This window comes from Nostoc sp. CmiVER01, from assembly GCF_034531135.2.
GTDB lineage: Bacteria > Cyanobacteriota > Cyanobacteriia > Cyanobacteriales > Nostocaceae > Nostoc.
This window is the reverse complement of the sequence record NZ_JAVRBU020000002.1, coordinates 410,938-435,225: the sequence shown is the minus strand read 5'-3', so window position 1 is coordinate 435,225 and position 24,288 is coordinate 410,938. Positions and strand designations below refer to the sequence as shown.

Below are 24,288 nucleotides of genomic sequence, written 5' to 3'. Positions count from 1 at the left end.
AGCAGCATATTTGTATTAAATTAAGAACGGACGCGCCAGAAAAAAGCTAGAAACTGATTTAGCATCTACCGGTTCTCCCTCCAGAATCGCTTTCTCTAATTCTTCGGGAGTCAAAAACACAGTTTCGATATCCTCGTCTCCATCTTGTGGTGGTGGTGTCTCTAGCTTTTCTAAATCTCGCGCCAGAAAAGCATAGATAATTTCATCAGAATAACCGGGAGCTAAGAAAAACTCGCCTAATTTATCCCATTTTTTGGCACTATAGCCAGTTTCTTCTTCAATCTCACGCTGTATTGTTGCTAAGGGTTCTTCATTTGCTTCCACAGTTCCCGCCGGAAATTCTAATATCCGTCCCTGAATTGCAAAACGATACTGGCGCACGAGTATAAGTTTACCCTCTGGTGTTATCGGTACAGCTAGAGCGCCACCAGGGTGACGAATACATTCCCATTCTCCTTCTGATTTATTAGGTAAACGCAAGCGATTAACTTCAAAATCAAATTTGCGTCCTTTATAAAACAGGCGTTGTCTTAGTAGTTGTGGTAATTCTCTACCTAATGGCATAATAAAATCTGATTATCTGTGAATACAGAGGTGAAATCAGCGTTCTTCTGCGTTTAAGGATGGTATTTTTTAATTGCCCATCAATAAATGTACATCAGAACAGTCTACCTCTTTCAGCAGCTCTTTAATAACACACCCGGATACTGGTTCTATCCAATCTGGAGCAATTTCTGCCAGTGGAACTAACACAAAGGCCCGATCCCGCATTCGTGGATGCGGAATTTGGAGATTTGATGTATCCAGAATGATGTCATCAAATAATAACAAATCTAAATCCAGGATTCGTGGCCCCCAGCGTTCTTGACGCACACGCCCAAATTGTTGTTCAATTCCTAACAAAGTTTCTAATAACTGCTGGGGTAGCATTTCTACCTGCAATGTGACGCAGCCATTTAGGTAATCTGGCTGTGGCGGCCCCACAGCTTTGGTTTGATACCAATTGGATCTGGCTTCTAAGGAAATACCTGGCGTTTGAGCTAAAGTCTCTATAGCTGCTTCTAAAATTGTTTGTGAATCGCCGATATTACTACCAAGGGCAACGGCGCTTCTTCTTGGCTTTGCTTTGGCGTAATTCGCCTTAAGCATCGCACTCTCCTTAAGTAAGCTGTTTTGGGGCTGTCTTTGCGAATACTTCGGCACACCTATTCCAGAAAATGCCAATAATTTGAGATATCAAAATTGCAGCGCTTTTACAAAACTAAATTATAAAATCTAAAAAACATTATTTTATAGTGATTTTAGTTAATTATTTATAGGATATTATACTAACACAATGGTGGTAAACTAACCCCAAAGTTGATTGATGGTGGTTATTAAAGTTACTAATTTGAGCGAGGAACTGACGTGGGGAAGCTTACCTCCTGGTTCAAGCGAAGACCAACTAATTTGAGTGACTCTGGACAAGGAGGAACAAATGAGAAGCTCACCACCAGCATATCTGGCGCAGGCGAGGCAGTTACTGAGCAAATGAAAATTTTACCCTCTAGGATGAAGTCCAATCAGGCAACTCGTGGTAAACCACTCTATCGTCGCATCTGGTTTTGGACAGGCTTGGGTGTAGGTGGTGGGATAGTTGCCTTTATGTACGGCATCAGTTTAATAGATCGGACTTTGCCAGATCAGGCACAGTTGAATGCCGTGGTTAGAGAGCAAACACTGACTATCAAAGCCGCCGATGGAACCATATTACAACAACAAGGTGAAACGGCCAGAGAACAGCTAAAGCTAGAACAAATACCAGATAATTTAAAAAAAGCTTTCATCGCCTCAGAAGATAGAAGATTTAAGCAACACAACGGATTTGATCCACAAGGTATTGCCAGAGCAGGTTTGAATAATTTGCGATCGCAAGGTGTGGTTGAAGGTGCTAGCACTATCACCCAACAGCTAGCGCGGATTCTGTTTTTGAAACAAGAACAGACAATCTGGCGCAAACTCAAGGAAGTCCGCCTAGCACAAAAAATGGAGAATGAATTAACCAAAGATCAGATTTTAGAGCGCTACCTAAATCTTGTTTATTTGGGAGGTGGAGCTTATGGTGTGGCAGATGCATCGAGGGTATATTTTAGTAAAACGCCAGACCAGCTTTCTCTAGCCGAAATGGCAACGATTGCTGGATTAGCCCCTGCTCCAAGCTTATACGCTCCAGACAAAAATCCCGAAGCGGCAAAACGGCGGCGGGACTTGGTATTGCAACGGATGCAAGAAGATAAAATAATTACACCAGAACAAAGGCAAGCAGCAGTCCAAGAACCACTAATTCTCAAAACCAGTTTACCCAAGCGACTGGAAGTAGAATCACCCTACTTTACTAGCTATATTCAAAAAGAATTGCCGAAGTACGTTTCTCCTAACGTGCTAAAAAGTGAGGGATTAGTAGTAGAAACTACGCTGAACCCGACTTGGCAGAAAGTTGCAGAAGAGGCGGTTGCCAAAACCCTGCGAAATCAAGGAAGCTGGGAAAACTTTAAGCAAGGAGCAATGGTAGCCATTGACCCCCGCAATGGTGAAATCAAAGCAATGGTTGGGGGAAAAGATTATGGCAAAAACCAGTTTAATCGGGTTACTCAGGCACAACGGCAGCCAGGATCGACATTTAAAGGGTTTGTATATGCCACTGCGATCGCTAGCGGTAAAAGCCCTTACGATAGCTATGAAGATGCGCCTTTTGTCGTAGACGGCTACGAACCGAAAAACTATAGTGAAAGGTTTCGGGGTTCCATGAATATGCGAGACGCCCTTACCCGCTCCATTAATATTATTGCGGTGAAGGTGTTGATTGATGTGGGATTTACGCCAACGATTAAACTCGCCCATGATATGGGAATAAAATCTGAACTTAAGCCCACTTACTCCTTGGCTCTTGGCTCAAATGAAGTTAATCTGTTGGAATTGACTAGCGCCTATGGCAGTTTTGCAACTCAGGGATTGCACACAGAACCTCATGGTATTACTCGCATCCTCAACCGCCAAGGCAAGGTGATCTGGTCAGCTAATTTCAAGCCACAAAGGGCCCTTGACGCTGACAGTGCAGCCATCATGACTTGGATGTTACGCAACGTCGTAGAAGAGGGGACTGGTGCTGCTGCTCAATTAGGTAATAGACCAGTTGCAGGCAAAACCGGCACTTCCGACGAAGCCCGTGATTTATGGTTTATTGGCTACATTCCCCAGATGGTGACAGGCGTTTGGCTAGGTAACGATGACAACCGCCCCACAGACGGTAGTAGTGGTAGTGCTGCTTACACCTGGCACGAATTTATGGAAAAAGCAGCAGAAGGGATGCCCGTAGAAAAATTTCCCAAACGTCCTAAGTTAGAAGGTCGTAAAGGCACTATCAAAGCCCAGGCTATCAAGCCCAAACAAGTGCTGAATCGTTCTATCTCTTCTGATGATGACTCAGAAGGAGAAAGTGCTAGAAATTCTGAGGATAGTGGTTCATCTCGGAGACGCAGAAGGAGGAGCTATTCTCAAGAAGAACAGCAATCGAGCGATTATACCCCAAGACGGAGAAGGCGCGATGCCTACGGCGGGCTACGCCTACGCACCGAAGAATCAAGTTCCAATAACTCTTCTTCAGAATCATCACGTCCACAACGGCGATCTAGAAGAGTAAAATCTGATTCTTCTTCTCCTCCGCCTCGAAGAAGTCGGCGATCTTCCTCTCCCGCAAATAGTTCCGGTTCTTCCGGTTCTTCAGATTCATCATCACAGCCATCTTGGCGGGATAGACTTAGACCTTCTAATTGAATAATGGGCATAGGGCATTGGGCATTGGGCATGAGAAAGAGGACTTGGGGATAAGGAGAATTGGGGACAAGGGGAAAGACTTGTTGGAAATTCTAAACTTTTCTCCCCTTGTCCCCTCATCCCCCTCTGCCCCCTGCCCCCCATCCTCATTTCTATGCAATATGGAGCTGCTGAAACTAAACTCCAGAGGGATGTTAAGTGATACGCTCATTCTATAGTGTGTCAAGTAGTGTTACTTAACATTGGAGAATATACTCATGCATATATTGATGCAGGCAGCAGATTCAGTTGCAACAGGTGGCGGTCAGTTTCCTTTTGCTTTCACCTTGGTGTATGTCGTTGGTTTTATTGCTGCTGTAACCATTGGTTCAATAGCTTGGTACAACTCAAAACGCCCCGCAGGTTGGGAAAGTAAAGAGCGTCCTGATTTTGTGCCTAAGGTTGATAAAGAAGAAACTCCGGGTCTGGGTGATCCGAAGTCATAATTTAGTCATTAGTCATTAGTTATTAGTTATTAGACTATGGGCTTTTGACTATGATTAGTTTTGCACGTCAACCCAACGGCGGTAAAGCTTTTGAATTTGTTTGAGAAGTGCAGTGTGAGCCGGCTGAGTTGAATCATTCGGCTTCGCTATATCCTGCAATTCCGTCAGCAGTCTGGCTTCTTCGACGGCAACTTCGCCATCGCTATAAATTAAGCCACTGATGGCTTCAATTAGATTTTCACAATCTTCATGACTGGGGCGATCGCCTAAATATTCACGCACCCAGTCATAGCATTCTTTTGGCTGTACAGGAACGAATTCGTACAGCCAAGGCTTAATTTCTGGATCGTTAGCCAAACCTTTTGCTTGAGCTATTTCGCGGAGATATTGCCGTTCTTCTGGTTGGATTCTGCCATCGATCCAGGCGGCTCCAATCAGGATTTTAACTAAGTTTTTGACATTGGAAGGGGTAACCATTGCTGCCTCGTCGGTAGATTCAGGCCTCAACCAAATCGTACAATCCCAAACAGTATTCATTCGGAATTATTGGTTTTTCTTAAGCGCACCATAAAAAAGCCATCCATGTCTTGTCTATGGGGCCAAACTTTAAACCAACCTTGAGGGGTGCTATATGCAGAAGCAGGCGATTCAAAGCCGCTCAGAGACTCAATTTGCCAATTAGGTGACTCAGCTAGAAATGTCGAAATTACTTCTTCGTTTTCTACTGGATGCAATGTACAGGTGGCATAAACTAGTACACCACCAGGTTTGACAAAAGTTGATGTATGTGTTATTAATTCTTTTTGCAGCACCGAAAGTTCCCGCACAGATTCTGGTGTCTGTCGCCAACGAGCATCAGCATGACGGTGTATGGTTCCTAGTCCAGAACATGGAGCATCCAGTAATACCCGGTCTGCGGTGTTTTGAAATTGGTTGAAGTGGCGACTGTCACCGATGTAAATTTGAATAGATTGTAAATTTAGCCGTTGAGAATTTTCTTGGAGTTTGCGAAGACGAGAAGGAGTGCGATCGCAAGCCCAAATTTTCCCTTTATCTGCCATTAACTCAGCAATGTGGGTTGTTTTACCCCCTGGTGCAGCACAGACATCAATTACCACATCACCGGGTTGAGGGTCGAGCAAATGACTTACCAATTGGGCGCTACCATCTTGTACAGTCCACCAACCTTCTTTAAAACCAGGTAGTTTTTGAATTGATCCAGCACTACCAATCAATCGTAAAGCTTGGGGTAAATGAGGAATCCGTCTCGCCAAAATACCAACAGATTGCAAAGCAGCCTCAACTTCTTCGATGGAAGTGCGAAGTGGGTTAATACGCAAGTCAATTGCTGGTGATTGATTCATCCATTCACACAATTGTTCTGTCTCAACCAAACCCAGTTGTTCTAACCAGACTTGAATAATCCAGTCAGGAAAACTGTGTAAAATACCCAAGCGTTCCACTGGGTTTTCTAAAAGTTGTAGCGGATCTGCTTTTATCTTCTCTAATAGGCGGATGTATTGACGTAATAGACCATTAACAAAACCCGTTAGTCCAGAAAAACCGTTTTCTTTAGCGAGTTGAACGGTGGTATTAACAGCAGCTGAGGCGGGAATACGCTCTTGATAGCGCAGCTGGTAGAAGCCCAGATGTAAGATGGTGCGAAGGTCTTGGGGTTGTTGATGAGATTTCTTTTTGGCGAGTTGATCGATGAGAGTATCAAGAGTGCGCTGCCTTCTGACACTCCCATAAACCAATTCTGTCAGCAAGCGGCGATCGTTATCAGCCAAACTTACTTTTTGCAGCACTCTATCTAGGGCAACATCAGCATAAGCCCCCTTGTGAACATCTCGCAGGGCGATAAAAGCTAGTTGACGGGGGTTTGTCATGGAAACAAGATTCAGGAGTCAGAAGGCTTTTGTATTCTAACTCCCAACTCTTGTACAGACACGATTAATCGCGTCTCGACTCCTAATTTCCCTATCGAGACAGATACGGGTCTACACTGGCGATTTCAAACTCACATGCTCTAGAAACCTGTTCTGCTGGTAATTTACCAAAGCTGATTAATGGTAAATAAGTGGGGTTTGCCATCAGTTCTTTTGCTAATAAGAACCCAGTAATTGTCCAAGTTTGATATTTCCGAGCTTGTTTGCCAATTAGTCGCCCTTTCTTACCATCGTAATATTCTGGCCATTCATCTGTACTGAGGCGTCCTTGGGCAGTTTGAATAGCCTTTTGTGCAAGGTTTGCTCTATTAGTTTTCACCGCCGCCGCCGCTAACATCCACATTAAAACTGGCCAACTACCAGCATTATGATACGACCAGGGGATATTTTTGGGGTCACATCCAGTTACAATTCTGTATTCTTCATGTTCTAAAGCTGGGAAACAAATTTTCATTGGCATATCTCCCACCAAATCATCCCATCGATCCTCAATGAGAGTCATAATCGCTTGTGACTGTTCTTCGGTGGCTAAGTCTGAAATGATTGCCATTAAGTTTCCGAGTGAAAAGAAGCGAGTATCTAACTGCGACGGCCCGACATTACCTGCTAGATAACCACCTTTTTTTGGTAGCCACTTATCTAATTCATAATAGGGAACAGAATCTACATATATGTTGAATAGATTAACAGCACCCTTACCATATTCTTCACTTTTGAAGCGATAAATTGCATTCAGCCGATTAATGTCTATCCAATAATGCTGGCGAATATGAGCGCATAAAAGAGGCAATCGGTTATCAATAGCTTCAACAATATCGGAATTACCTTGGCAAATTAACAGTTCACGAGATGCACGCAATGCCATGTAAAAGAGAACTTGTAATTCTAGAGGATGCCCATAAATGCCCATACGACGGTCAATCATACAAGCACCATCTGGAACCAACAGCGTTGGGTACATATCAAAGCGATTAGCCAAGCAGATGTCCATGATTAACCTGATACCATTTTGGAATTCAGGTTGATAGGCTAGAGAAAAATCTTTTGTGGCGACTACATAAGCACGCAACAAAATAATCCACCATAAGCAAGAATCTACGGGTGTAACTCTAGCGATCGCATGTTCACCAAAATCAGCCTCTAAATATTCTTGTCCATTTTCTAATACAACTTTAAAGCTAGCTGGAATTAATCCTCGTCCAGGCTTATAGGCATCTAATGCCCTTTCTTTAGGCTGTAACTTTAGGGTTTCTTCTAAGAAATTGCGAACAATATCTGTTCTACCTTTGATTAGAAAAATTAGAGCTGAGGAGACGAAATCCCGAACAAAGCACTGGTCATAATTAAGAGCCTCTACAGATGCATCATAAGCGGCTACCGTCCCAACGGGGCGACCCTGATAATAGAGAATTGATTTTTCTAGTGTTCGCCACGCTTCTTCGACTTCTTTTAAATTTTCAGTAGTTTCTAATTCGTTTAGGTGCATCGACAGAATAGCTCCATTGGGATTGTGAATTTGTAGTAGGTAGATGCGTCTTAATTGATTATTTTTGCCATTCTCAGCATAACAAAAATAATTCTTTGAATAGCAAATATAATTTGGAAAAAATTAATCAACTAATAACGAATACATCTGCTAACACATGTAGCTTTATTACTAGTTAATTTGCTTATAATGGATTACTCTTTTGGTGAATTCTAATTGTTGTTCCTCACCGCAAGCAGTAACATAATTTTAAAAACAGTCACATAAGATATATTTTTAGATTATTTATTGTTCCGTTTCATATACAGAATCTTTGCTTTACCAAATAAAAACATATCTTCAGTGCTGTTTAGGATTTGCATGAAGTTAAAACTGGTTGCAGTATATTTACTTGAGCAAGATTAGTTTTTGACACTAAGAGGTCAGATTATTCCCCTATAATCTAATAATTTATAACGTTTTTTCAAAATATGCAAGATGAATACTTGAAAAAATTCAGATGTCAATACTTCTGAAGAGTTATATATTTTACCCTATTGACAGATGACATGGGGTGTTTGTATGAGTAAAGACAAACATACTAAAGCAAACAGAATTAAGATTCAAGTATCAGAAAGAGGCACAAAAATCCGTAGACACCGAATGGCTTGTTATGAGACATCGCCCTGTAAATTTAAGTTAGTTGGTAACTTATTTATCCAAGTTAATATATTTGTAAGCGTTTAACTGCTCCTGGAATTCTTTATAAGCTTGATTAATTGCTTGCATTGAGGCTTTTGCAATTGTAGAACTGTTGACATCAGGATGATACAATCTTGCTAATCGAAGGTAGGCAAGTTTGATATCCTTGGGGCGATCGCTCTGATTTACACTCAAAACTTGCCACCATTCCCCAGATAGTACAGGGTCGAGATTAAATTTATCAAAGCTTTGCACTTGACTCCAAACTTTGATACTTCCGCCATTACCGCCACTTACCAGCGTCTTGCTATCAGGACTGAAAGCAACAGGACTAGAGCCAGAGAGAGTTTGTAGTAGTTCCCCAGTGTCGAGATTCCAAAGTTTGATCATACCGTCTCTGCTGCTACTGGCGAGGGTTTTTCCATCTGGGCTGATGGCAATAGACAAAACCGCCGTTGAGTGTCCAGTCAGAGTGGAAAGTAATTTTCCAGTTTGGAGATTCCACAGCTTTATTGTTGCGTCTTTGCTACCACTTATAAGAGTTTGACTGTTAGGACTGATGGCAACTGTATTTACTGCTCCCAAATGTTCAGTGAGAATGTAGCGCTGTTGCCAAGTTTTGATATCCCAAAGCCTAATAGTTTGATCAGCACTACTGCTTGCAATAATTTTACCATCGGGACTAATAGCAACTGAGAAAACTGCATCTGAATGTCCATTCAAAGTGCGTTTTATTCTTCCCGTGTAGTGTCCCCAAATTCTTATAGTTTTATCAGCACTACCACTAACAAGAATTGCGCCATCAGGACTGTAGGCAATCGAGTTAACAAAACCATTATGACTGTAGGGATTTAAATAAAAGAATGTATGGTGAAATTTTTTTGTGTCCATCTGCCAACTGCTGATTTTGCGATCAACACTACCACTTGCAATTTGCTTTCCATCAGGACTGATAGCAACAGATAAAACTGCCTCAGCTTGTCCAGAAAACGTGTAAAGCCATTTTCCGGTTTTTAAGTTCCACAAATTAACTTGTCTGTCATCACTGCCACTGATTAAAGTAGTACCATCAGGAGTGATAGCGATCGCATTAACTGCCGCTAAGTGTCCTTTGAGTGTGCGTACACATTTCCAGGTTTCAGGTAACTGGGTTGTCAGAGATATTTTTTCTACTTCAATATTGGGAGTAGAAGGTTTAGGGGTAACAAATTCTGATTTTTTCTTAAATTCAGCTTTAAGTGCTTGTAACTCATCTTCGATTTCTAAAGCAACAAATTTTTGATTGAAATCCTCACCAGATAAAAATGCTTCTAATTCCATCACAGCTTCGGAATAGTAGTCCATCAGCAACACTTTCTCTTCCATCTGCTCAAAAAGCTGTGCTGGAGTTTCGCTAATTTCAGATTCATCTAACAGTTTGGCAATACCATAGGCGGCGAGTCCCACCACTGCGCCAATTCCCGCCATCGGTACTGCACCAATCCCAAATGCCAGCCCTACTTTAGGTGCGACTAAACCCATGCCACCGACGACACTATAAACACCAGCACCGCCGACTGCACCAATTCCCATTGTAGCGAAAGCAGCTGCATCTCCCTGTGCGATCGCTTTGAAAGCACCGTAAGCAGCCGCACCAGCCACAGCACCAGCAGCCACTACAGGAGTTGCACCAATACTGACTGCACCAAATCCGCCTGCTAGTCCCATGCCGCCTACCGTTGCGGAAATACCAGCACCTGTTATGGTTCCGCCTGCGATAAATGCTGCGCCTGTTTTAGAGTTTTGTGTCACTGGTTTTTGAAGAGGAACAAATTAGGAATGAAGAAGATAGAGTGCGATGCCTACTGCGGGCTACGCCTACATATTTTTATAGTTTCTCATTTGCAACGAGACTTTCTATTGCCATTAAGTTTCGTACAAGTATATCTATTGTCGCTTTCTGGTGCTGAAGCTGAGTTTGAAGAATAAGCAAAATTTTATTTTGAAATTTTTTATTCACTACAGCTTCAAGGGCTAAATCATCATCATTGTTTCTCAAAGCTGTCTGAGCTTTTTCGTTCCAGTATTTAGCTTCTTTCTGCGTTTTTTTAAAATCTTTCTGAATCCCTTCTTGATTAGCAACAGCGTTTGTTACAGTTTCTTCTATCTCGTGAATAGCCTCTGTTAAAAGCACTTTAGTGTCTTTTTTAGCTTTAGTTAGCTCTTGAAGTTTATGTGGTAGCAATAATAGTTCTTTAAGTTGCTGTAATTCATCATCAGCCCATAAATCAACATGTTCATGTTCAAAGCTGATCAATGTCCGTGAAACCTTACTAGTGTTAGGCTTACTGCGTAATACTTCATTCTGTGCTTCTGAAACCTTTTTCTCCCAAGATTTCAAGCTAGTTTTAATTGCGTCTACTTGTGGTTGTTGCTCTTCTACCAGTGTTTTTAGCCTACTAGCAATTGCTTGGTATCGTTCCTTTTGGAATTTTGCTTGACGAATTAAATCCTGATTACTTCCTTTTAAAGCAAGTTGATATTGTTGTTCCCATTTATCAGCTTCCGTTTGAGCTTTCGCATAATCTCGTTGAGCAATTTCTTGGGCTGCTCTGGAGTGGCTTGCTCCTTGGCGTAACTTTTGTAGCGCATCCTGTGATGATTGATTTTGGTCGTAAAGTCCCATAAGTTTATCTGAGTAGCCTTATTACCCAAAGCGTAGACTAATTAATACTGTTGCGTCCTCGTAAAAATTACTTAAGCCTTAACTTTTGCTTTTAATGCTACGTTAGAAAAGTCTCAACACAATATTTCATTAATTCCTAGCTAATTACTAGACAAAACTCTGCGATACTCCGCGTTTACTTTGCGTTCCTCTGCGTTTAAAAACATTACAAGTTGATCTGTCAAAACACGTAGTACTAATACTTTAACTCTAGCGATCGCTGACTGTCTCACACATTACTATATTCATAATGTCAAGTAAGCCTGCGCTTTTATTAATCAGCAAATAGGTGAACTTGAAGAAGAAAGGCATACGCGATCGCATTTTTATTGTGGAGTCTGTGCTACCGCTAATAAGAGTTTGACTCTTAAAACTCTATCGTCAAGTTCATAGCCAGTGAAGGTATTGTAGTAAAAGCGATTCCTTGATAAAACAAAAAATTTATATGACCTCAGTTTCTCCTCACAAAAAAGCCAGAGCCTTAAAATCTACCAGCCGCCGCCCTGCGAAAGAACTCTGTAGCGAGTGTGGACTATGTGATACATACTATATTCCCTATGTCAAGGAAGCTTGTGCTTTTATTAATCAGCAGATAGGCGAACTTGAAGAAGAAACCCACACGCGATCGCTAAAAGCTTACCAAGCAAGTTATTCCACAGAAATATCTATAATATTTTGCTGCGATCGCACTTTCCATAACATAATGATTTTGTGCAATTTCTGCAAACAGCTTTGCTAACCCATTACCAAATGATCGGAACTAATCCTGATGCGGTTATATTTGAATCACAGGTTAACAGTTCTACTTTCTCACCTTTACTTGCTAAAACTAGCACAGTTGCAGCAATTTGTCTATCGTGCATTTCATTAATAGTAGATAAGCTTATAGTTGTTTCAATTACATCTTTATCCAGTGGATAAATTATTATACGGGGATCAGCTTCAACTGCTAAAAGTAAATTCTTGGTAGAAGGAATAGATGTTTTCCCTCTCTCAACAATCCAAACAGCTTCGGCTAATGTTATAGCTGGTATAAATAACTGGGAATCAGGATTAGAAAGAACAGCATTGGCATTTGCACCTAATCGTGAATTCCCTTCAAGAAACCAGATGAGAGCATGAGTATCAATCACGTACTTCATAATTACCTATGACCAATCTAATCCGTCTTCGGTATCTCCATGAAATTCAGTGATTTGAAAATCTTTTTCTGTTGATTGTTTATTTCCAGAAAACATACCAAACTGAATTCTCTGCTTTTGTGATTGAGACTTTTTTGGTTCTAAAAAAGTAACAATAACACGGCTTTCTGATACATGAGATGGTAATTCTGAGAGTTGTATCTTTCCATTTTTATATATTCCTTCAATAGATTGCAACATTAGTATTCACCAAATTTGTACTCATATAAATTATAAAGTTAATACCAAGAATATGTCGATTTGGTAAACAACATAAAAAATTAGCTAAAAATATAAAGTTCATTTCCGATAAAATCAGCACCTACCAAGATTTTCAGCCTGCTAGCTATTGCTTAGTAGCGTTCTTTTTAGAATTGTGCTTGAACAAAGAGAATGCAGAGAGTCACCAGTGTCTTTTACGCGACGCGAATGGCTTCAAGCTTCCGGATGTATCCGTATCCTGTTGTTGTTCAATCTCTATTGTAAAGTTCATAGCCAGTGAATGTATTGTAATAAAAGCGATTCCTGAATAAAACAAAAAATTTACATGACCTCAGTTTCTCCTCACAAAAAAGCCAGAGCCTTAAAATCTACCAGCCGCCGCCCTGCTAAAGAACTCTGTAGCGAGTGTGGACTATGTGACACATACTATATTCACTATGTCAAGGAAGCCTGCGCTTTTATTAATCAGCAAATAGGCGAACTTGAAGAAGAAACCCACATGCGATCGCGCCATCTCGATAACTCTGATGAACTCTACTTTGGTGTTCACCAAGACATGATGGCAGCGCGGAAACAACAGCCCATCGAAGGCGCACAATGGACAGGTATTGTTAGCAGCATTGCTATTGAAATGCTCAATCGCGGCTTAGTTGAAGGTGTCGTCTGCGTGCAAAATACTAAAGAAGACCGCTTTCAACCCATGCCCGTCATTGCTCGTACCCCAGAAGAAATACTAGCAGCGCGGGTAAATAAACCAACTCTTTCCCCAAACCTTTCTGTGTTGGAACAGATAGAGAAATCGGGGATGAAGCGGCTATTAGTTATTGGCGTTGGTTGTCAAATCCAGGCATTACGAGCCGTAGAAAAACAACTTGGTTTAGAAAAGCTGTATGTTTTGGGTACGCCCTGTGTAGATAATGTTAACCGCGCCGGACTGCAAAAATTCTTAGAAACCACCAGCCGATCGCCTGAGACAGTTGTGCATTACGAATTCATGCAAGACTTCCGGGTTCACTTTAAACATGAGGATGGCTCAACAGAAACAGTGCCTTTCTTTGGCTTGAAAACAAACCAACTCAAAGATGTCTTTGCCCCGTCCTGTATGAGTTGCTTTGATTACGTCAACTCTCTAGCCGATTTAGTTGTTGGCTACATGGGCGCACCCTTCGGCTGGCAATGGATTGTAGTTAGAAATGATACTGGTAAAGAAATGCTGGATTTAGTGAAAGACCAATTAGATACTCAACCAGTAACGTCTAAAGGCAACCGGAAGGAAGCTGTACAGCAAAGTATTCCCGCTTACGATAAAGGCGTTACCCTCCCCATGTGGGCAGCAAAACTGATGGGTGTAGTGATCGAAAAAATCGGTCCCAAGGGTCTAGAATATGCGCGATTTTCGATTGATTCTCACTTTACTCGGAATTATTTGTATGTGAAGCGAAATCATCCAGAGAAATTAGAAGCGCATGTTCCAGAGTTTGCCAAGCGGATTGTTGGGCAATATAAATTACCAGAATAAAAATTAGGCATGGGGCATTGGTTATTCTGACTTTTCACGGGAAGTCCTAAAATCCTCGTCAAGACAGGGGGTAGGGGATAGGGTGTAGAGAAAAGAAGAAAGTCTTACTACACACCACATCCTCGCTCCTTTTCCACATACGGTGAAAAGTTAGATTGGTTATTCTCCTTGTCCCTTGATCATCATAAGGAGAGGGATGTTTAACGACAAGCCGCTACGCGTCTACGCACAGGTGAGCGAGAAAAAATTTTGATAATTGGGCAACAATTTTCCGAAATTGGTAATCTAAATTTAGTAGTTATTACCAGAACACTAATTTATAAATAACTTCTATAACTAGCCTTGGGGAAATATGACCCCACAAAAACCCGGTCTTCGTGACTGGGTTTTTTGGCATGTGTAAATTAACAGCAATCAGAAGCGAAACCCAACCTTAAGTTGATTGTGACTGAATCATCCACACTAAAATACCTAAGACTTGCTCTACTGGAGGAATTAAGTACTCAGTTAAATCAATAGTAACAGTGCTATCCTCTAACTTGAGGAATGTCCACAGGTTGCCACTAGTAACACTACCGTAGATAGTAGCAATGGGTTTTTCGTATTTGGCATTAAACCTTTGGGCGGCGATCATTTCTGCGATACACTGCCCCAAACCACCTTTAAGATTTTCCTTTTTGGCTTCCACAATCACCACTGCTGGAGCTTCAATAAATAACTGTTCTGGCGAAAGACTAATCAAAAAGTCACAAAATCCCGCCAGTCCTGCTTCTGGCTCAACATTAAATTCTTCTCCAGAAAAAAAACTGATTTTTCTGTTGAGAATTTTTCGGACTTCAAACAAAATTGGGCTGATAATCAATTCTGATCTAGCTTTCTCAGAACCCATTGCAATTGCTAGCTGGATACTTTCTGCTAAAAATTCAGCCAGCAGAGGACTAGGTGAGATTGGTTCTATAGGAGGTAAAAATCGCCCACCTTCTACTAAGGTAAGATTAAAGTCTTGTTTGACTTTTCTTAAAGAAAACTCTCTATAGGACATCAAGTGTCTCCTAGTGACATCCCCTCTCTGCACTGCAAAGAGGGGTTAGGGGTGAGGTTACGCCGGATAAATCCGCAATCGCCGATTTGGTTCTTCGCCAAAACTATGCGACTTGAGGCGATAATGTTCTACTAACTCATGTTGCATTTTGCGGACTTGAGAAGAACGCGGCAATAATTCAACTGGCTGTCCTTTAGGAATTACAATTTGCTCAACAGCAAGTCTGGCTTCTTCAAGAGCATCCATCTCATCATCGCTACCATTGTGCAAAAACAGTTGCAATTCTAGGTCATCGGCCATCTCTGGATCATCAATGTTCAGCAACCGTCGCAAGCCACGGGTAATTTGGGGAATGGTGCTGGACTTAATTACGTGGATGGGTACATGACGAGCTTTGGCCATTTGGCGTAATTTGGCGTGGTTTTTGACATGCGATCGCAGTGCTAAAATTGCATCAGCACTATCTATATCTTTTGTCAATACCACGGGCAAAGTTAGCACGCTTATTACCTGTTCTAGTTGATGGCGACTAACACCATAAGGGTAAACGTGCAGTGGCAAATCTTCACCATTGGGCCCTGGCACTCTTGTAGCAGCATCCAAATCAATGCTTTCAGAATAATTGAAAGATTCATCCAGCAAACGATCAAATTCACTGCGTCCAGTTACCCGCTCTACAGGCAATTGCGGCAGTGCTACCATTTGTCCAGATGAACGCCAGCCATTAGACGGTCGCGCCGGTGCGAAAGATTCCTCCACTGTCGCTAACTGTCCACCGCGACCGTTGACAACAGCTAACTGCCTTGTAACAGCGATTTTACCCTGGTCATCAACAGTTCTTGTTTGTGGAGTAGGCTGACGACCGCGCAGCAGATTATCTACTGTGTCAGCAACGCTTTCGTGTACTGTCCAGCGTTGGCGCTCCAACATTTCCACAGCGATTTCAAAGGTAGGAGGGGCTTTCCGCTCCAAAACAGTTTTTTGACTGCCTCGGCGTCTGGCTTCGTCGTCTCCCAGTGTCACAGCTTGGATACCCCCAACTAAATCAGCCAGGGTGGGGTTTTTAATCAGATTTTCGATTTGATTCCCGTGAGCAGTACCTACCAACTGTACACCCCGTTCTGCAATGGTACGAGCCGCTAAAGCTTCCAGTTCTGTACCAATTTCATCAATGACGATGACTTCTGGCATGTGGTTTTCCACTGCCTCAATCATCACCTGATGCTGTTGATCTGGATGAGCCACTTGCATCCGCCGAGCGCGACCAATGGCGGGGTGAGCAACATCGCCATCCCCAGCTATTTCGTTGGAGGTGTCAATAATTACCACTCGCTTTTGCAGATCATCTGCCAAAACACGGGCAATTTCCCGTAAGGCAGTAGTTTTGCCCACGCCTGGACGCCCCAGCATGAGAATCGATTTACCAGTTTCTACCAAATCGCGGATCATGCCAATGGTTCCGAATACCGCTCGACCAACGCGACAGGTCAAGCCAATAATCTTACCCGTGCGGTTGCGGATGGCGCTGATCCGATGCAAAGTTTGCTCAATTCCTGCTCGATTATCTCCGCCAAAGATTCCAACTCGTTGAATACAATCATCTATCTGTTCTTGAGTGACGGGTACTTCGCTCAGATACTCAGCTTGATTAGGAAACCGAGCTTCTGGGCGACGGCCCAAATCCAAGACCACTTCTACTAAACTATCTCGTTTGGGATGACTCTCTAGTACTTGTTGCAGGTCTTGGGGCAAAATGTCTAATAACTTTTGGAGATCGTCTGTAATCGTCATGCTTTCTATGGTGACGTTTTTAGAGATAGCGAGGACATTTGCGTGCAGGAGAAATTGCTCTGGGTAATTTCCCAAAACGAGCAATTAATGCTCCTGCTGTGACTTGATCTGGGAAACGAGAGAATGGGCAAGTTTTACAGCTTGCCAAAGTAATACGTCATTTTCTTCGAGGCGAAGATTCGCTTGCACATTGGTGTTATTTACCTCCTTATTCTCTAACTGTTCGAGAATTGGTGACAGCAGTACGCGGGCGTAGCTACCGTAGGCGACCCCGGCGATGGAGGAGGGGGGGAACAGGGGCACAGGGGCAAAGGAGAAAAGTTCTTCTCTCTCCCCTGCTCCCCTGCTCCCCTGCTCCCCTGCTTTCTTCAGTATTCCCATCGCCTTTAACTTAGCAACGGTATAGCTATTTGTGCCGCCTGCTAACTGCACATATCCCGGTAACTTAGCTGCCAAAACTTTTTGCCCTAATTTCACCGCAGCTATTGTGGTGCCATCGCCAATATCACCACTCATCGCCCGGCCGTCGGTTTGCCAAATTAAGGCACTCTTGAGTGGGGCAATCATGTCATATACTGCTCTTAGGTAGTCAATCATCCCCTCGCCATCGGGACAGCTGATAGCTAGTAGCTTTAATTGATCGGCCCACGGTGAAATTGCCTGCCATAATTGCTCAAATTCTGTCAACCGCCCAACTTTTGTATGGATTTCTACGGCATCTACTCCCGTTGACATTACCAATGGCGCGATCGCTTGCGGCGTTGACATATATGAACTTGTATCAATTATACTATATGGACAAACTGGTATACAACGACCGCAGCCATAGCACTTTTCTGATATTACTCCTGAAAAGTTTTCTTTTACAACATTGTTAAACACGATTGCTTGTGCCGGACAAATCTGTTCACAGGGTCTAGGGCAGTCTGTAGGACACTCAGTAGGATTAAATTCTGCTTTCCGAAAATGGGGGTCTTCTCCATCGTTCAGGCTTACCATCAAAAAGGGTGAGTTACCTTTGTAGCTAAAGCCTCGCTTTTGAGCATCTGTAGCCAGAGATTTGGCTACAAGTAGCCCTGCTTGCGCTGCTGCAATCACTGCTGGATCAGCTGCAACATCTATGCAGTCAGCGCCCGCCAAAGTATAGGCTAACGTTAAACTTCTGACTGCCGGTAAATGCTGGAAGCTGGCTCCGCAGATCAGCTTGAACCAGTCACCTTGTTTGAGAGATTGTAAAGGGGCGAACAGATCAGTCACTATTCTATTATGCGTTTATACGACTAAAAATAGTAGTCTGCGATCAAGAAAAAGTCCGGATTTCTTGATTCGGGGTATTGGGCATTGAAAAGAGGCAGAGGGGCGGGGGGCAGGGGGCAGAGGGGAAAATTCTTCTCCCTTGTTTCTTCCCCAATCAGCACTCTTGAGGGGCACTTGTACGTAGGTTAAAAGCTAACAATTACAGATAATGCAGGAGCTAAAACAGCTACAGGAACAACAAAAGTTAATTGGAGCGATCGCTCTTGATATTCGCAAGTCCTTGAAGTTTCAAGATGTCCTCGCTACGAGTGTCAAAGAAGTCCGCCAGTTACTCAAGGCTGATCGCGTGCTGGTGTATCAATTTACTCATAAAATGCATGGTAAAGTCATAGCTGAGTCAGTTTTACCCCAATGGAGAGCAACATTAGGATTTGAAATTGAAAATACCGATTTTCAGCAAAGCCAAGGAGAAGAATACTACCAAGAAAAAATCTGGACAGCGACGAACATCTACAAAGCGGGTTTAAGCGATCGCCATATTCAATTTTTAGAACAGTTTCAAGTCAAGGCGAATTTAGTTGTCCCCATTTTGTTAGAGAACCAAGGGACTCCAGCAGTTGTATGGGGATTATTCATCGTGCATCAATGTTCTACCCCCCGCCAATGGCAGACATTTGAGATAGAATTTCTCAACCAACTGACGGTGCAACTAGCGATCGCTATCCAACAAGCCCAACTTCACGATAACTTGCAAACCCTCAAGGCTGAGTTAGAAACCAAAGTGGAGGAACGCACTATTGCACTACAGGAAAGCGATCGCCGATTCAGAGCAATCTTCAATAACACCTTCCAATTCACAGGATTGCTAACGCCAGATGGTATTTTATTAGAGGCGAATCAGACTGCGCTCAGTTTTGGCGGACTGAAGCTTGAAGATGTAATTAATCGCCCTTTTTGGGAAGCACACTGGTGGACGATTTCACCTCAAATTCAAGAAGAATTAAAACAAGCGATCGCTCGTGCAGCTCAAGGGGAGTTTGTCCGGTATGAAGTTGATGTTCTCGGCGCAAATAACCGAGTAGCAACAATCGATTTTTCACTACGTCCGTTGCAAAACGAAACGGGCCAAGTAGTTTTGTTGATTCCAGAAGGACGAGATATTACCAACCTCAAGCGCAGTGAAGAAATATTGCGTCAAAGTGAAGAACGTTGGCAATTAGCGATCACAGGTACTGATGAAGGAATTTGGGATTGGGACATATGTACTAATCAAACCTTCCGGTCTGAGCGTTGGTTCACAATTTTGGGATATGAACCCAACGAACTTAGCGATCACGATAATGAGTGGAGTACTCGCATTCATCCTGATGATTATACCAGAGTCATAGCTGCACAAAAAGCTTATTTGCTTGGGCAAGTTGCCGATCATAACGTTGAATATCGTCTGCGGTGCAAGGATGGCAGTTATCGCTGGGTGCGATCGCGGGCCAAAGCAATCTGGAATGAACAAGGAAATCCAGTTCGATTGGTCGGTTCGCTTGGGGACATTAGCGAACGCAAACAAGCTGAGGAAAAACTTCGAGAAAGTGAAGAGAGATTACAATTAGCACTAGAAGCTTCTGGCGATGGTTTATGGGATTGGAATATTCTCACTGGAGAGGTATATTACAGCCCCCGCTATTTAGAAATGCTTGGATACAGTTTCGATGAACTTCCACAGAATTTTAGTACCTGTAAGCGTTTAGTTCATCCAGACGATCTACCTTGGGTTGAGAAAATCTTGGCAGATCACTTAAAGGATAATTCAGTACCCTACAAATTTGACAATCGACTCCGAACTAAGTCGGGCGAATACAAATGGATTGCCAACTACGGCAAAGTTGTAATGCGAGATAGACAAGGTAATCCTTTGCGGATGACTGGTATTCATCGGGATATCAGCGATATCTACGATGAGCTTCGCTTACGCAAAGAAACCGAAGCAGCCTTAGCCAGAAGTGAAGAACAATTGAGACTAACGTTAGAATTTAACCACATCGGTATCTGGGATTGGAATATTAAAACAAATGAAGTTATCTGGAACGACAACCATTTTCGTTTGTTAGGTTTAGAGCCAGAATTAACAGCCTACTATCAGCTATGGCGCGATCGTGTTCATCTAGAGGATGTTGACCGAATTGAACAAGCTGTATTAAATTCCCTAGCACAACATACTAATTTTCAAGGTGAATATCGAGTAATTTATCCCAATGGCAGGGTTCACTGGCTGATTGGGAAAGGGCGCGGCATTTATAACGAAGCAGGAGAACCTGTTCGGATGTTAGGGGTAATTATTGATATTAGCGATCGCAAAGAAGCAGAAGCAGCTCTGCAAGAAAGTGAAGCTCGGTTCCAGGCATTTATGAACAATAGCCCCGTGCTAGCTTGGATCACTGATCCGGACGGGCGTGTACTTTACTTAAACCAGACATACTTGCATACATTTAAATTACTACCCGAACAGGTAATTGGACAATCCATTTTTGACCTTTATCCAGATGAAATTGCTCGGCAGCATTTTGATCGCATTCAGAACGTTATACAGACAAATCAGGTAATTGAGGCGATCGAAGTTACTTCCCGACCAGATGGCACCCTTGGAGAGTTCTTAGTATATAAGTTCCCGATTCTGGGATTGTCTGCACAAAAGCTAGTGGGTAGAGTAGCGATCGACATCACAGAACAGAAGATTTTAGAGCAAGAACTGGCTCACAAGCAGAAGTTATTGGATACTTTCATTAATAATGCACCTGTTGGTATAACCATTCTGGATCGGCAACTGCGTTACTCATTGATTAATGAAGCATTAGCAGAAATTAATGGCATTTCCGCAGCCGCGCATATTGGCAAAACTCTGTGGGAGATTATCCCTGATTTGGCACCAAGGCTCGAACCGATCTTTCAAAATGTTTTAACCACAGGTGAAGCGATTCTGGATTTTGAGATCAGTGGCGAAACTCCAAAAATGCCCGGTGTAATCAGGACTTGGCTAGCTTCCTACTTTCCGATTCAGTCTGAAGCCGATGAACCCATTAGTATGGGCATTGTTGTAGTTGAAATCAGCGATCGCAAACGTGCTGAACAAATGTTAGAACTGCAAGCAGTGATTACCCGCAATATGGCAGAGGGAATTTGCCTAGTTCGTGCCAGAGATGGCGTATTTGTCTACGCTAATCCTAAATTTGAGCAGATGTTTGGCTATGAATCTGGTGAATTAATTGGTCAGCATGTATCGATTATCAACTACGGTGATGAACATAATACACCTGAAGATGTGAATCAGGCAATTAAAACTGCTGTCTTGCAACACGGTGAGGCAAACTATGAAGTTTATAATCTTAAAAAAGATGGCACTCCATTCTGGTGTAGGGCGAATGCTTCCATTTTTGAGCATCCTGAGTATGGAAGTGTCATTGTGGCTATTCAACAAGATATCACTGAGCATAAGCAAACGCAGGAAAAAATTAAAGCCTCTTTGAGAGAAAAAGAGGTATTACTTAAAGAAATTCACCATCGCGTTAAAAACAATTTAGGAATTGTCAGCAGTTTGCTGCAAATGCAGTGCAGACGTACAGAAGATCCTTTGGTGACAGCAATTTTGCGCGATAGCCAAAACCGCATTGCCTCCATTGCCTTAGTTCATGAAAAGTTATACCGCTCTGAAGACCTCGCTGATATTGATTTCGCGCAATACATCCCAGATTTAACAACTCATTTATTTGATTCCTATAACGTCAGTTCTAGCCAGATTCAACTAAAGATTCTAGTTGATAATGCTAGCCTTGACATCGAAACCGCCATTCCCTGTGGCTTAATTATCAATGAACTAGTTTCCAATGCTTTGAAATACGCCTTTGTTGGTAATCGTAAAGGGGAAATTGAGGTTAAGTTTTATCAAGAATCCGAGTCTACTTTGGCACTCATTATTCGAGATAATGGTATTGGTCTACCTGAAAATTTTGATACCAAGAAAGCTAAAACACTTGGCATAACCCTTGTGCAGGGCTTAGTCAAGCAACTAAGGGGAAAGCTCAGAATTGACTCTCACCAGGGAACACAGTTCAAAATTACTTTTACAAACAGCCGTGCATGAACACAATTGACATCCCATCAAACATACGTACAAAGGAGACAGTTAGAATCCTTGTTGTTGAAGATGAATATATTCTTGCGATCAATTTGCAAGAAAGTTTAGAGTCTTTGGGATACATTGTTTTAGATATAGCAGATTCCGCAGAAGGGGCAATTGTAAAAGCAACCGAATTACGCCCGAACCTGATTTTAATGGATATCAGATTACGGGGTGAAATGGACGGTATACAGGCGGCAGAGCAAATCTGGCATAATTTGCAAATTCCTGCTATCTATGTTACGGGGCATTCTGATAAAAGCACTGTAGAGCGGGCAACGCTGACATCCCCCTTTGGATATATTCTTAAACCAATTAAGGAGCAAGAACTCTACGTTGCCATTCAAACAGCACTCAATCGTTATGAGCGTGAGCAATTTTTGAGTTCTATCCTTCGAGGCATGGGGGACGGGGTGATCGTAGTCGATCTTCAGTTAAGCATCAAGTATTTAAATCAGGTCGCTGAAGCATTGACAGGATGGCGATGGGATGAAGCCAAAGGACGAATGTTAACTGAGGTGTTCAAGCTTGTTGATGAACAAACTCAGATCCCCACCCAAAATCCAGTTATCACAGCTCTGCAACAAGAAACTACTATCTATCTAGGCAGTCACATCTTACTAGTTGCTAGAGACGGGAAAAGTATACCAGTAGCTGATAGTGCTACTCCTCTGAGAAATAATAATGGTGTAATCACAGGAGCCGTACTAGTTTTTCGGGATGACACGCAACGAAGGCTAACTGAAGAACGCAATCTCGCAACTGAACGTGCCCAACAACTAGAAATTCAAGTGGCAGAACTCCAACGCCTCAACCAGTTGAAAGAGGATTTTCTTGCAACCACTTCTCATGAAATGCGAACGCCTTTGTCAAACATCAAAATGACCATTTCCGTGCTAGAAAATATTCTTGATCGGCAGGGTATCTTAAATTCAAACGCACTAGACTCATCTGAATCTGTAGCCCGCTACTTAACTATCTTGCGTGAACAGTGCGAACAAGAACTAGATTTAGTAGACAATTTACTGTATATGCGAATGATTGATGCAGATGTCTATCCGTTAGAATTAACTTCAATTCAACTCCAAACCTGGCTGCCTCACCTTGCCGAGTATTTTGAGGAACGGGCCAGAGCTAGGCAACAGACTTTGCAAGTTAGTGTTCCTCCAAATTTACCACCTTTAGTTACAGACTTGGCTAGCTTGACCGAAATTGTCTCAGAATTACTCAACAATGCTTGTAAATTTACTCCGCCTGATGAACAGATTATGGTGAATGTTCAAGTAATCAGTACCACAAAAAGTCTAATAAATAAAGATGCTGAATCTGATGGATTAGATAATATTCAATCCTACTTGCAAATCACAATTAGCAATTCTGGGGTGATAATCCCTAAAAAAGAACAATCTCGAATCTTTGAGCCGTTTTATCGAATTCCTCAAAGCGATCGCTGGCAACATGTCGGTATAGGATTAGGTTTAGCATTAGTGAAGAAGTTAGTAGAATATATCCAAGGCACAATTGAAGTTAACAGTTCTCAAGGCTGGACAACGTTCACAGTTCAACTGCCGTTAACCCTGCGACTTTTATAGGCAGGGGGGCAGGGCGAGAACCACATACATAAATGTAGGGCTACTGAACTAAGGGCGCATTATTTCACGCGAACAGTGCGTCGACGCTCGATAGCGTAGCGTTAGCGACGTAGGAGCGTCTGACTCGCTCTAAGCGAAGCTATGCCGCAGGCTTTACGCTGCGCTATCGAAATAAATATTTAACCAAAGAGCATAAATAAATTTATTTGCTCTGAAACCCTCTATTGCTGGAGAATTCTAGAATCTTTCTCCCTTCCCCCTTTGCCGCTTCCTCTTCTATTGCATCAATAGCATTATTCAACAAAGATAATTTTCACAACTCAAATAAGATTGCTATATTAGTCAATTAGGAAGTTTGCGAACTTGCTCGCCTGTTTACAGCAGTATATTATCTAGCC

Annotated in this window: 17 protein-coding genes and 1 pseudogene; 6 read left to right on the top strand and 12 right to left on the bottom strand. The window is 42.5% G+C overall.

The window, feature by feature from the left end; all coding sequences use genetic code 11:
- Positions 1-15 precede the first annotated feature (15 nt).
- Both RMZ43_RS04535 and folK read right to left on the bottom strand, forming a co-directional pair.
- Positions 16-564, bottom strand: coding sequence for an NUDIX hydrolase (locus tag RMZ43_RS04535; protein ID WP_322647611.1), 549 nt, complete (start codon positions 562-564; stop codon positions 16-18).
- A 69-nt stretch (positions 565-633) separates the two neighbouring features.
- Positions 634-1,149: a 2-amino-4-hydroxy-6-hydroxymethyldihydropteridine diphosphokinase gene (folK, locus tag RMZ43_RS04530; protein ID WP_322647610.1), complete on the bottom strand. Its 516-nt coding sequence runs from the start codon at positions 1,147-1,149 to the stop codon at positions 634-636.
- Between the two features lie 381 nt (positions 1,150-1,530).
- On the opposite strand from folK, the gene RMZ43_RS04525 reads away from it, so the two are divergent.
- Together RMZ43_RS04525 and psb35 are read left to right on the top strand one after the other, a co-directional pair.
- Positions 1,531-3,813, top strand: a complete 2,283-nt coding sequence (locus RMZ43_RS04525) for a transglycosylase domain-containing protein (RefSeq protein ID WP_416212455.1) — start codon at positions 1,531-1,533, stop codon at positions 3,811-3,813.
- Positions 3,814-4,070: 257 nt separating this feature from the next.
- Positions 4,071-4,298 carry a photosystem II assembly protein Psb35 gene (gene psb35, locus RMZ43_RS04520; RefSeq protein WP_229495704.1) on the top strand — a complete coding sequence of 76 codons (228 nt, stop codon included), beginning with the start codon at positions 4,071-4,073 and terminating at the stop codon, positions 4,296-4,298.
- A 54-nt stretch (positions 4,299-4,352) separates the two neighbouring features.
- Here the strand turns inward: psb35 and RMZ43_RS04515 are convergent, their stop codons facing one another.
- The 5 genes from RMZ43_RS04515 to RMZ43_RS04495 form a co-directional block, all read right to left on the bottom strand.
- The gene (locus RMZ43_RS04515) at positions 4,353-4,775 is read right to left on the bottom strand and encodes a TerB family tellurite resistance protein (protein WP_229557536.1); all 423 of its coding nucleotides are present in this window, start codon (positions 4,773-4,775) and stop codon (positions 4,353-4,355) included.
- Between the two features lie 56 nt (positions 4,776-4,831).
- Positions 4,832-6,187: a 16S rRNA (cytosine(967)-C(5))-methyltransferase gene (locus RMZ43_RS04510; protein ID WP_322654519.1), complete on the bottom strand. Its 1,356-nt coding sequence runs from the start codon at positions 6,185-6,187 to the stop codon at positions 4,832-4,834.
- A 91-nt stretch (positions 6,188-6,278) separates the two neighbouring features.
- On the bottom strand, positions 6,279-7,733 hold the full coding sequence (locus RMZ43_RS04505) for a glycoside hydrolase 100 family protein (RefSeq protein ID WP_322654520.1): 1,455 nt from the start codon (positions 7,731-7,733) through the stop codon (positions 6,279-6,281).
- A 690-nt stretch (positions 7,734-8,423) separates the two neighbouring features.
- Positions 8,424-10,205 carry a DnaJ domain-containing protein gene (locus RMZ43_RS04500; protein ID WP_322654521.1) on the bottom strand — a complete coding sequence of 594 codons (1,782 nt, stop codon included), beginning with the start codon at positions 10,203-10,205 and terminating at the stop codon, positions 8,424-8,426.
- Positions 10,206-10,281: 76 nt separating this feature from the next.
- Complete coding sequence (locus tag RMZ43_RS04495) at positions 10,282-11,079, bottom strand: PspA/IM30 family protein (RefSeq protein ID WP_322654522.1); 798 nt, start codon at positions 11,077-11,079, stop codon at positions 10,282-10,284.
- Positions 11,080-11,563: 484 nt separating this feature from the next.
- Here RMZ43_RS04495 and RMZ43_RS04490 point away from each other — a divergent pair.
- A pseudogene (locus tag RMZ43_RS04490) lies at positions 11,564-11,746 on the top strand (Coenzyme F420 hydrogenase/dehydrogenase, beta subunit C-terminal domain); the annotation flags it as partial.
- Between the two features lie 115 nt (positions 11,747-11,861).
- Here the strand turns inward: RMZ43_RS04490 and RMZ43_RS04485 are convergent.
- Positions 11,862-12,260, bottom strand: coding sequence for a type II toxin-antitoxin system VapC family toxin (locus RMZ43_RS04485; RefSeq protein ID WP_322654523.1), 399 nt, complete (start codon positions 12,258-12,260; stop codon positions 11,862-11,864).
- A gap of 6 nt (positions 12,261-12,266) precedes the next feature.
- Positions 12,267-12,500, bottom strand: a complete 234-nt coding sequence (locus tag RMZ43_RS04480) for a hypothetical protein (protein WP_322654524.1) — start codon at positions 12,498-12,500, stop codon at positions 12,267-12,269.
- 346 nt (positions 12,501-12,846) lie between these two features.
- Between RMZ43_RS04480 and RMZ43_RS04475 the strand changes: the two genes are divergently transcribed.
- The gene (locus RMZ43_RS04475) at positions 12,847-14,040 is read left to right on the top strand and encodes a Coenzyme F420 hydrogenase/dehydrogenase, beta subunit C-terminal domain (protein WP_322654525.1); all 1,194 of its coding nucleotides are present in this window, start codon (positions 12,847-12,849) and stop codon (positions 14,038-14,040) included.
- Positions 14,041-14,473: 433 nt separating this feature from the next.
- Here RMZ43_RS04475 and RMZ43_RS04470 read toward each other — a convergent pair whose 3' ends face one another.
- The 3 genes from RMZ43_RS04470 to ldpA all read right to left on the bottom strand — a co-directional run bounded on the left by RMZ43_RS04470 (position 14,474) and on the right by ldpA (position 18,130).
- Complete coding sequence (locus RMZ43_RS04470) at positions 14,474-15,082, bottom strand: hypothetical protein (RefSeq protein WP_322654526.1); 609 nt, start codon at positions 15,080-15,082, stop codon at positions 14,474-14,476.
- A gap of 57 nt (positions 15,083-15,139) precedes the next feature.
- The gene (locus RMZ43_RS04465) at positions 15,140-16,873 is read right to left on the bottom strand and encodes a R3H domain-containing nucleic acid-binding protein (protein ID WP_322647601.1); all 1,734 of its coding nucleotides are present in this window, start codon (positions 16,871-16,873) and stop codon (positions 15,140-15,142) included.
- Between the two features lie 84 nt (positions 16,874-16,957).
- Positions 16,958-18,130 (bottom strand): circadian clock protein LdpA, encoded by a 1,173-nt coding sequence (ldpA, locus tag RMZ43_RS04460; RefSeq protein ID WP_322647600.1) that lies wholly within the window; start codon positions 18,128-18,130, stop codon positions 16,958-16,960.
- Positions 18,131-18,338: 208 nt separating this feature from the next.
- Between ldpA and RMZ43_RS04455 the strand changes: the two genes are divergently transcribed.
- Together RMZ43_RS04455 and RMZ43_RS04450 are read left to right on the top strand one after the other, a co-directional pair.
- Positions 18,339-22,262, top strand: coding sequence for a PAS domain S-box protein (locus RMZ43_RS04455; RefSeq protein WP_322654527.1), 3,924 nt, complete (start codon positions 18,339-18,341; stop codon positions 22,260-22,262).
- The gene (locus tag RMZ43_RS04450; protein ID WP_322654528.1) at positions 22,259-23,890 is read left to right on the top strand and encodes a hybrid sensor histidine kinase/response regulator; all 1,632 of its coding nucleotides are present in this window, start codon (positions 22,259-22,261) and stop codon (positions 23,888-23,890) included. Before RMZ43_RS04455 ends, RMZ43_RS04450 begins: the two co-directional genes overlap by 4 nt.
- The last annotated feature ends 398 nt before the right edge of the window (positions 23,891-24,288 follow it).

Coding starts and splice junctions, on each gene's coding strand:
- RMZ43_RS04535 (WP_322647611.1), bottom strand. CDS start 564: ATGCCATTAGGTAGAGAATTACCACAACTACTAAGACAACGCCTGTTT.
- folK (WP_322647610.1), bottom strand. CDS start 1,149: ATGCTTAAGGCGAATTACGCCAAAGCAAAGCCAAGAAGAAGCGCCGTT.
- RMZ43_RS04525 (WP_416212455.1), top strand. CDS start 1,531: ATGAAAATTTTACCCTCTAGGATGAAGTCCAATCAGGCAACTCGTGGT.
- psb35 (WP_229495704.1), top strand. CDS start 4,071: ATGCATATATTGATGCAGGCAGCAGATTCAGTTGCAACAGGTGGCGGT.
- RMZ43_RS04515 (WP_229557536.1), bottom strand. CDS start 4,775: ATGGTTACCCCTTCCAATGTCAAAAACTTAGTTAAAATCCTGATTGGA.
- RMZ43_RS04510 (WP_322654519.1), bottom strand. CDS start 6,187: ATGACAAACCCCCGTCAACTAGCTTTTATCGCCCTGCGAGATGTTCAC.
- RMZ43_RS04505 (WP_322654520.1), bottom strand. CDS start 7,733: ATGCACCTAAACGAATTAGAAACTACTGAAAATTTAAAAGAAGTCGAA.
- RMZ43_RS04495 (WP_322654522.1), bottom strand. CDS start 11,079: ATGGGACTTTACGACCAAAATCAATCATCACAGGATGCGCTACAAAAG.
- RMZ43_RS04485 (WP_322654523.1), bottom strand. CDS start 12,260: ATGAAGTACGTGATTGATACTCATGCTCTCATCTGGTTTCTTGAAGGG.
- RMZ43_RS04480 (WP_322654524.1), bottom strand. CDS start 12,500: ATGTTGCAATCTATTGAAGGAATATATAAAAATGGAAAGATACAACTC.
- RMZ43_RS04475 (WP_322654525.1), top strand. CDS start 12,847: ATGACCTCAGTTTCTCCTCACAAAAAAGCCAGAGCCTTAAAATCTACC.
- RMZ43_RS04470 (WP_322654526.1), bottom strand. CDS start 15,082: ATGTCCTATAGAGAGTTTTCTTTAAGAAAAGTCAAACAAGACTTTAAT.
- RMZ43_RS04465 (WP_322647601.1), bottom strand. CDS start 16,873: ATGACGATTACAGACGATCTCCAAAAGTTATTAGACATTTTGCCCCAA.
- RMZ43_RS04455 (WP_322654527.1), top strand. CDS start 18,339: ATGCAGGAGCTAAAACAGCTACAGGAACAACAAAAGTTAATTGGAGCG.
- RMZ43_RS04450 (WP_322654528.1), top strand. CDS start 22,259: ATGAACACAATTGACATCCCATCAAACATACGTACAAAGGAGACAGTT.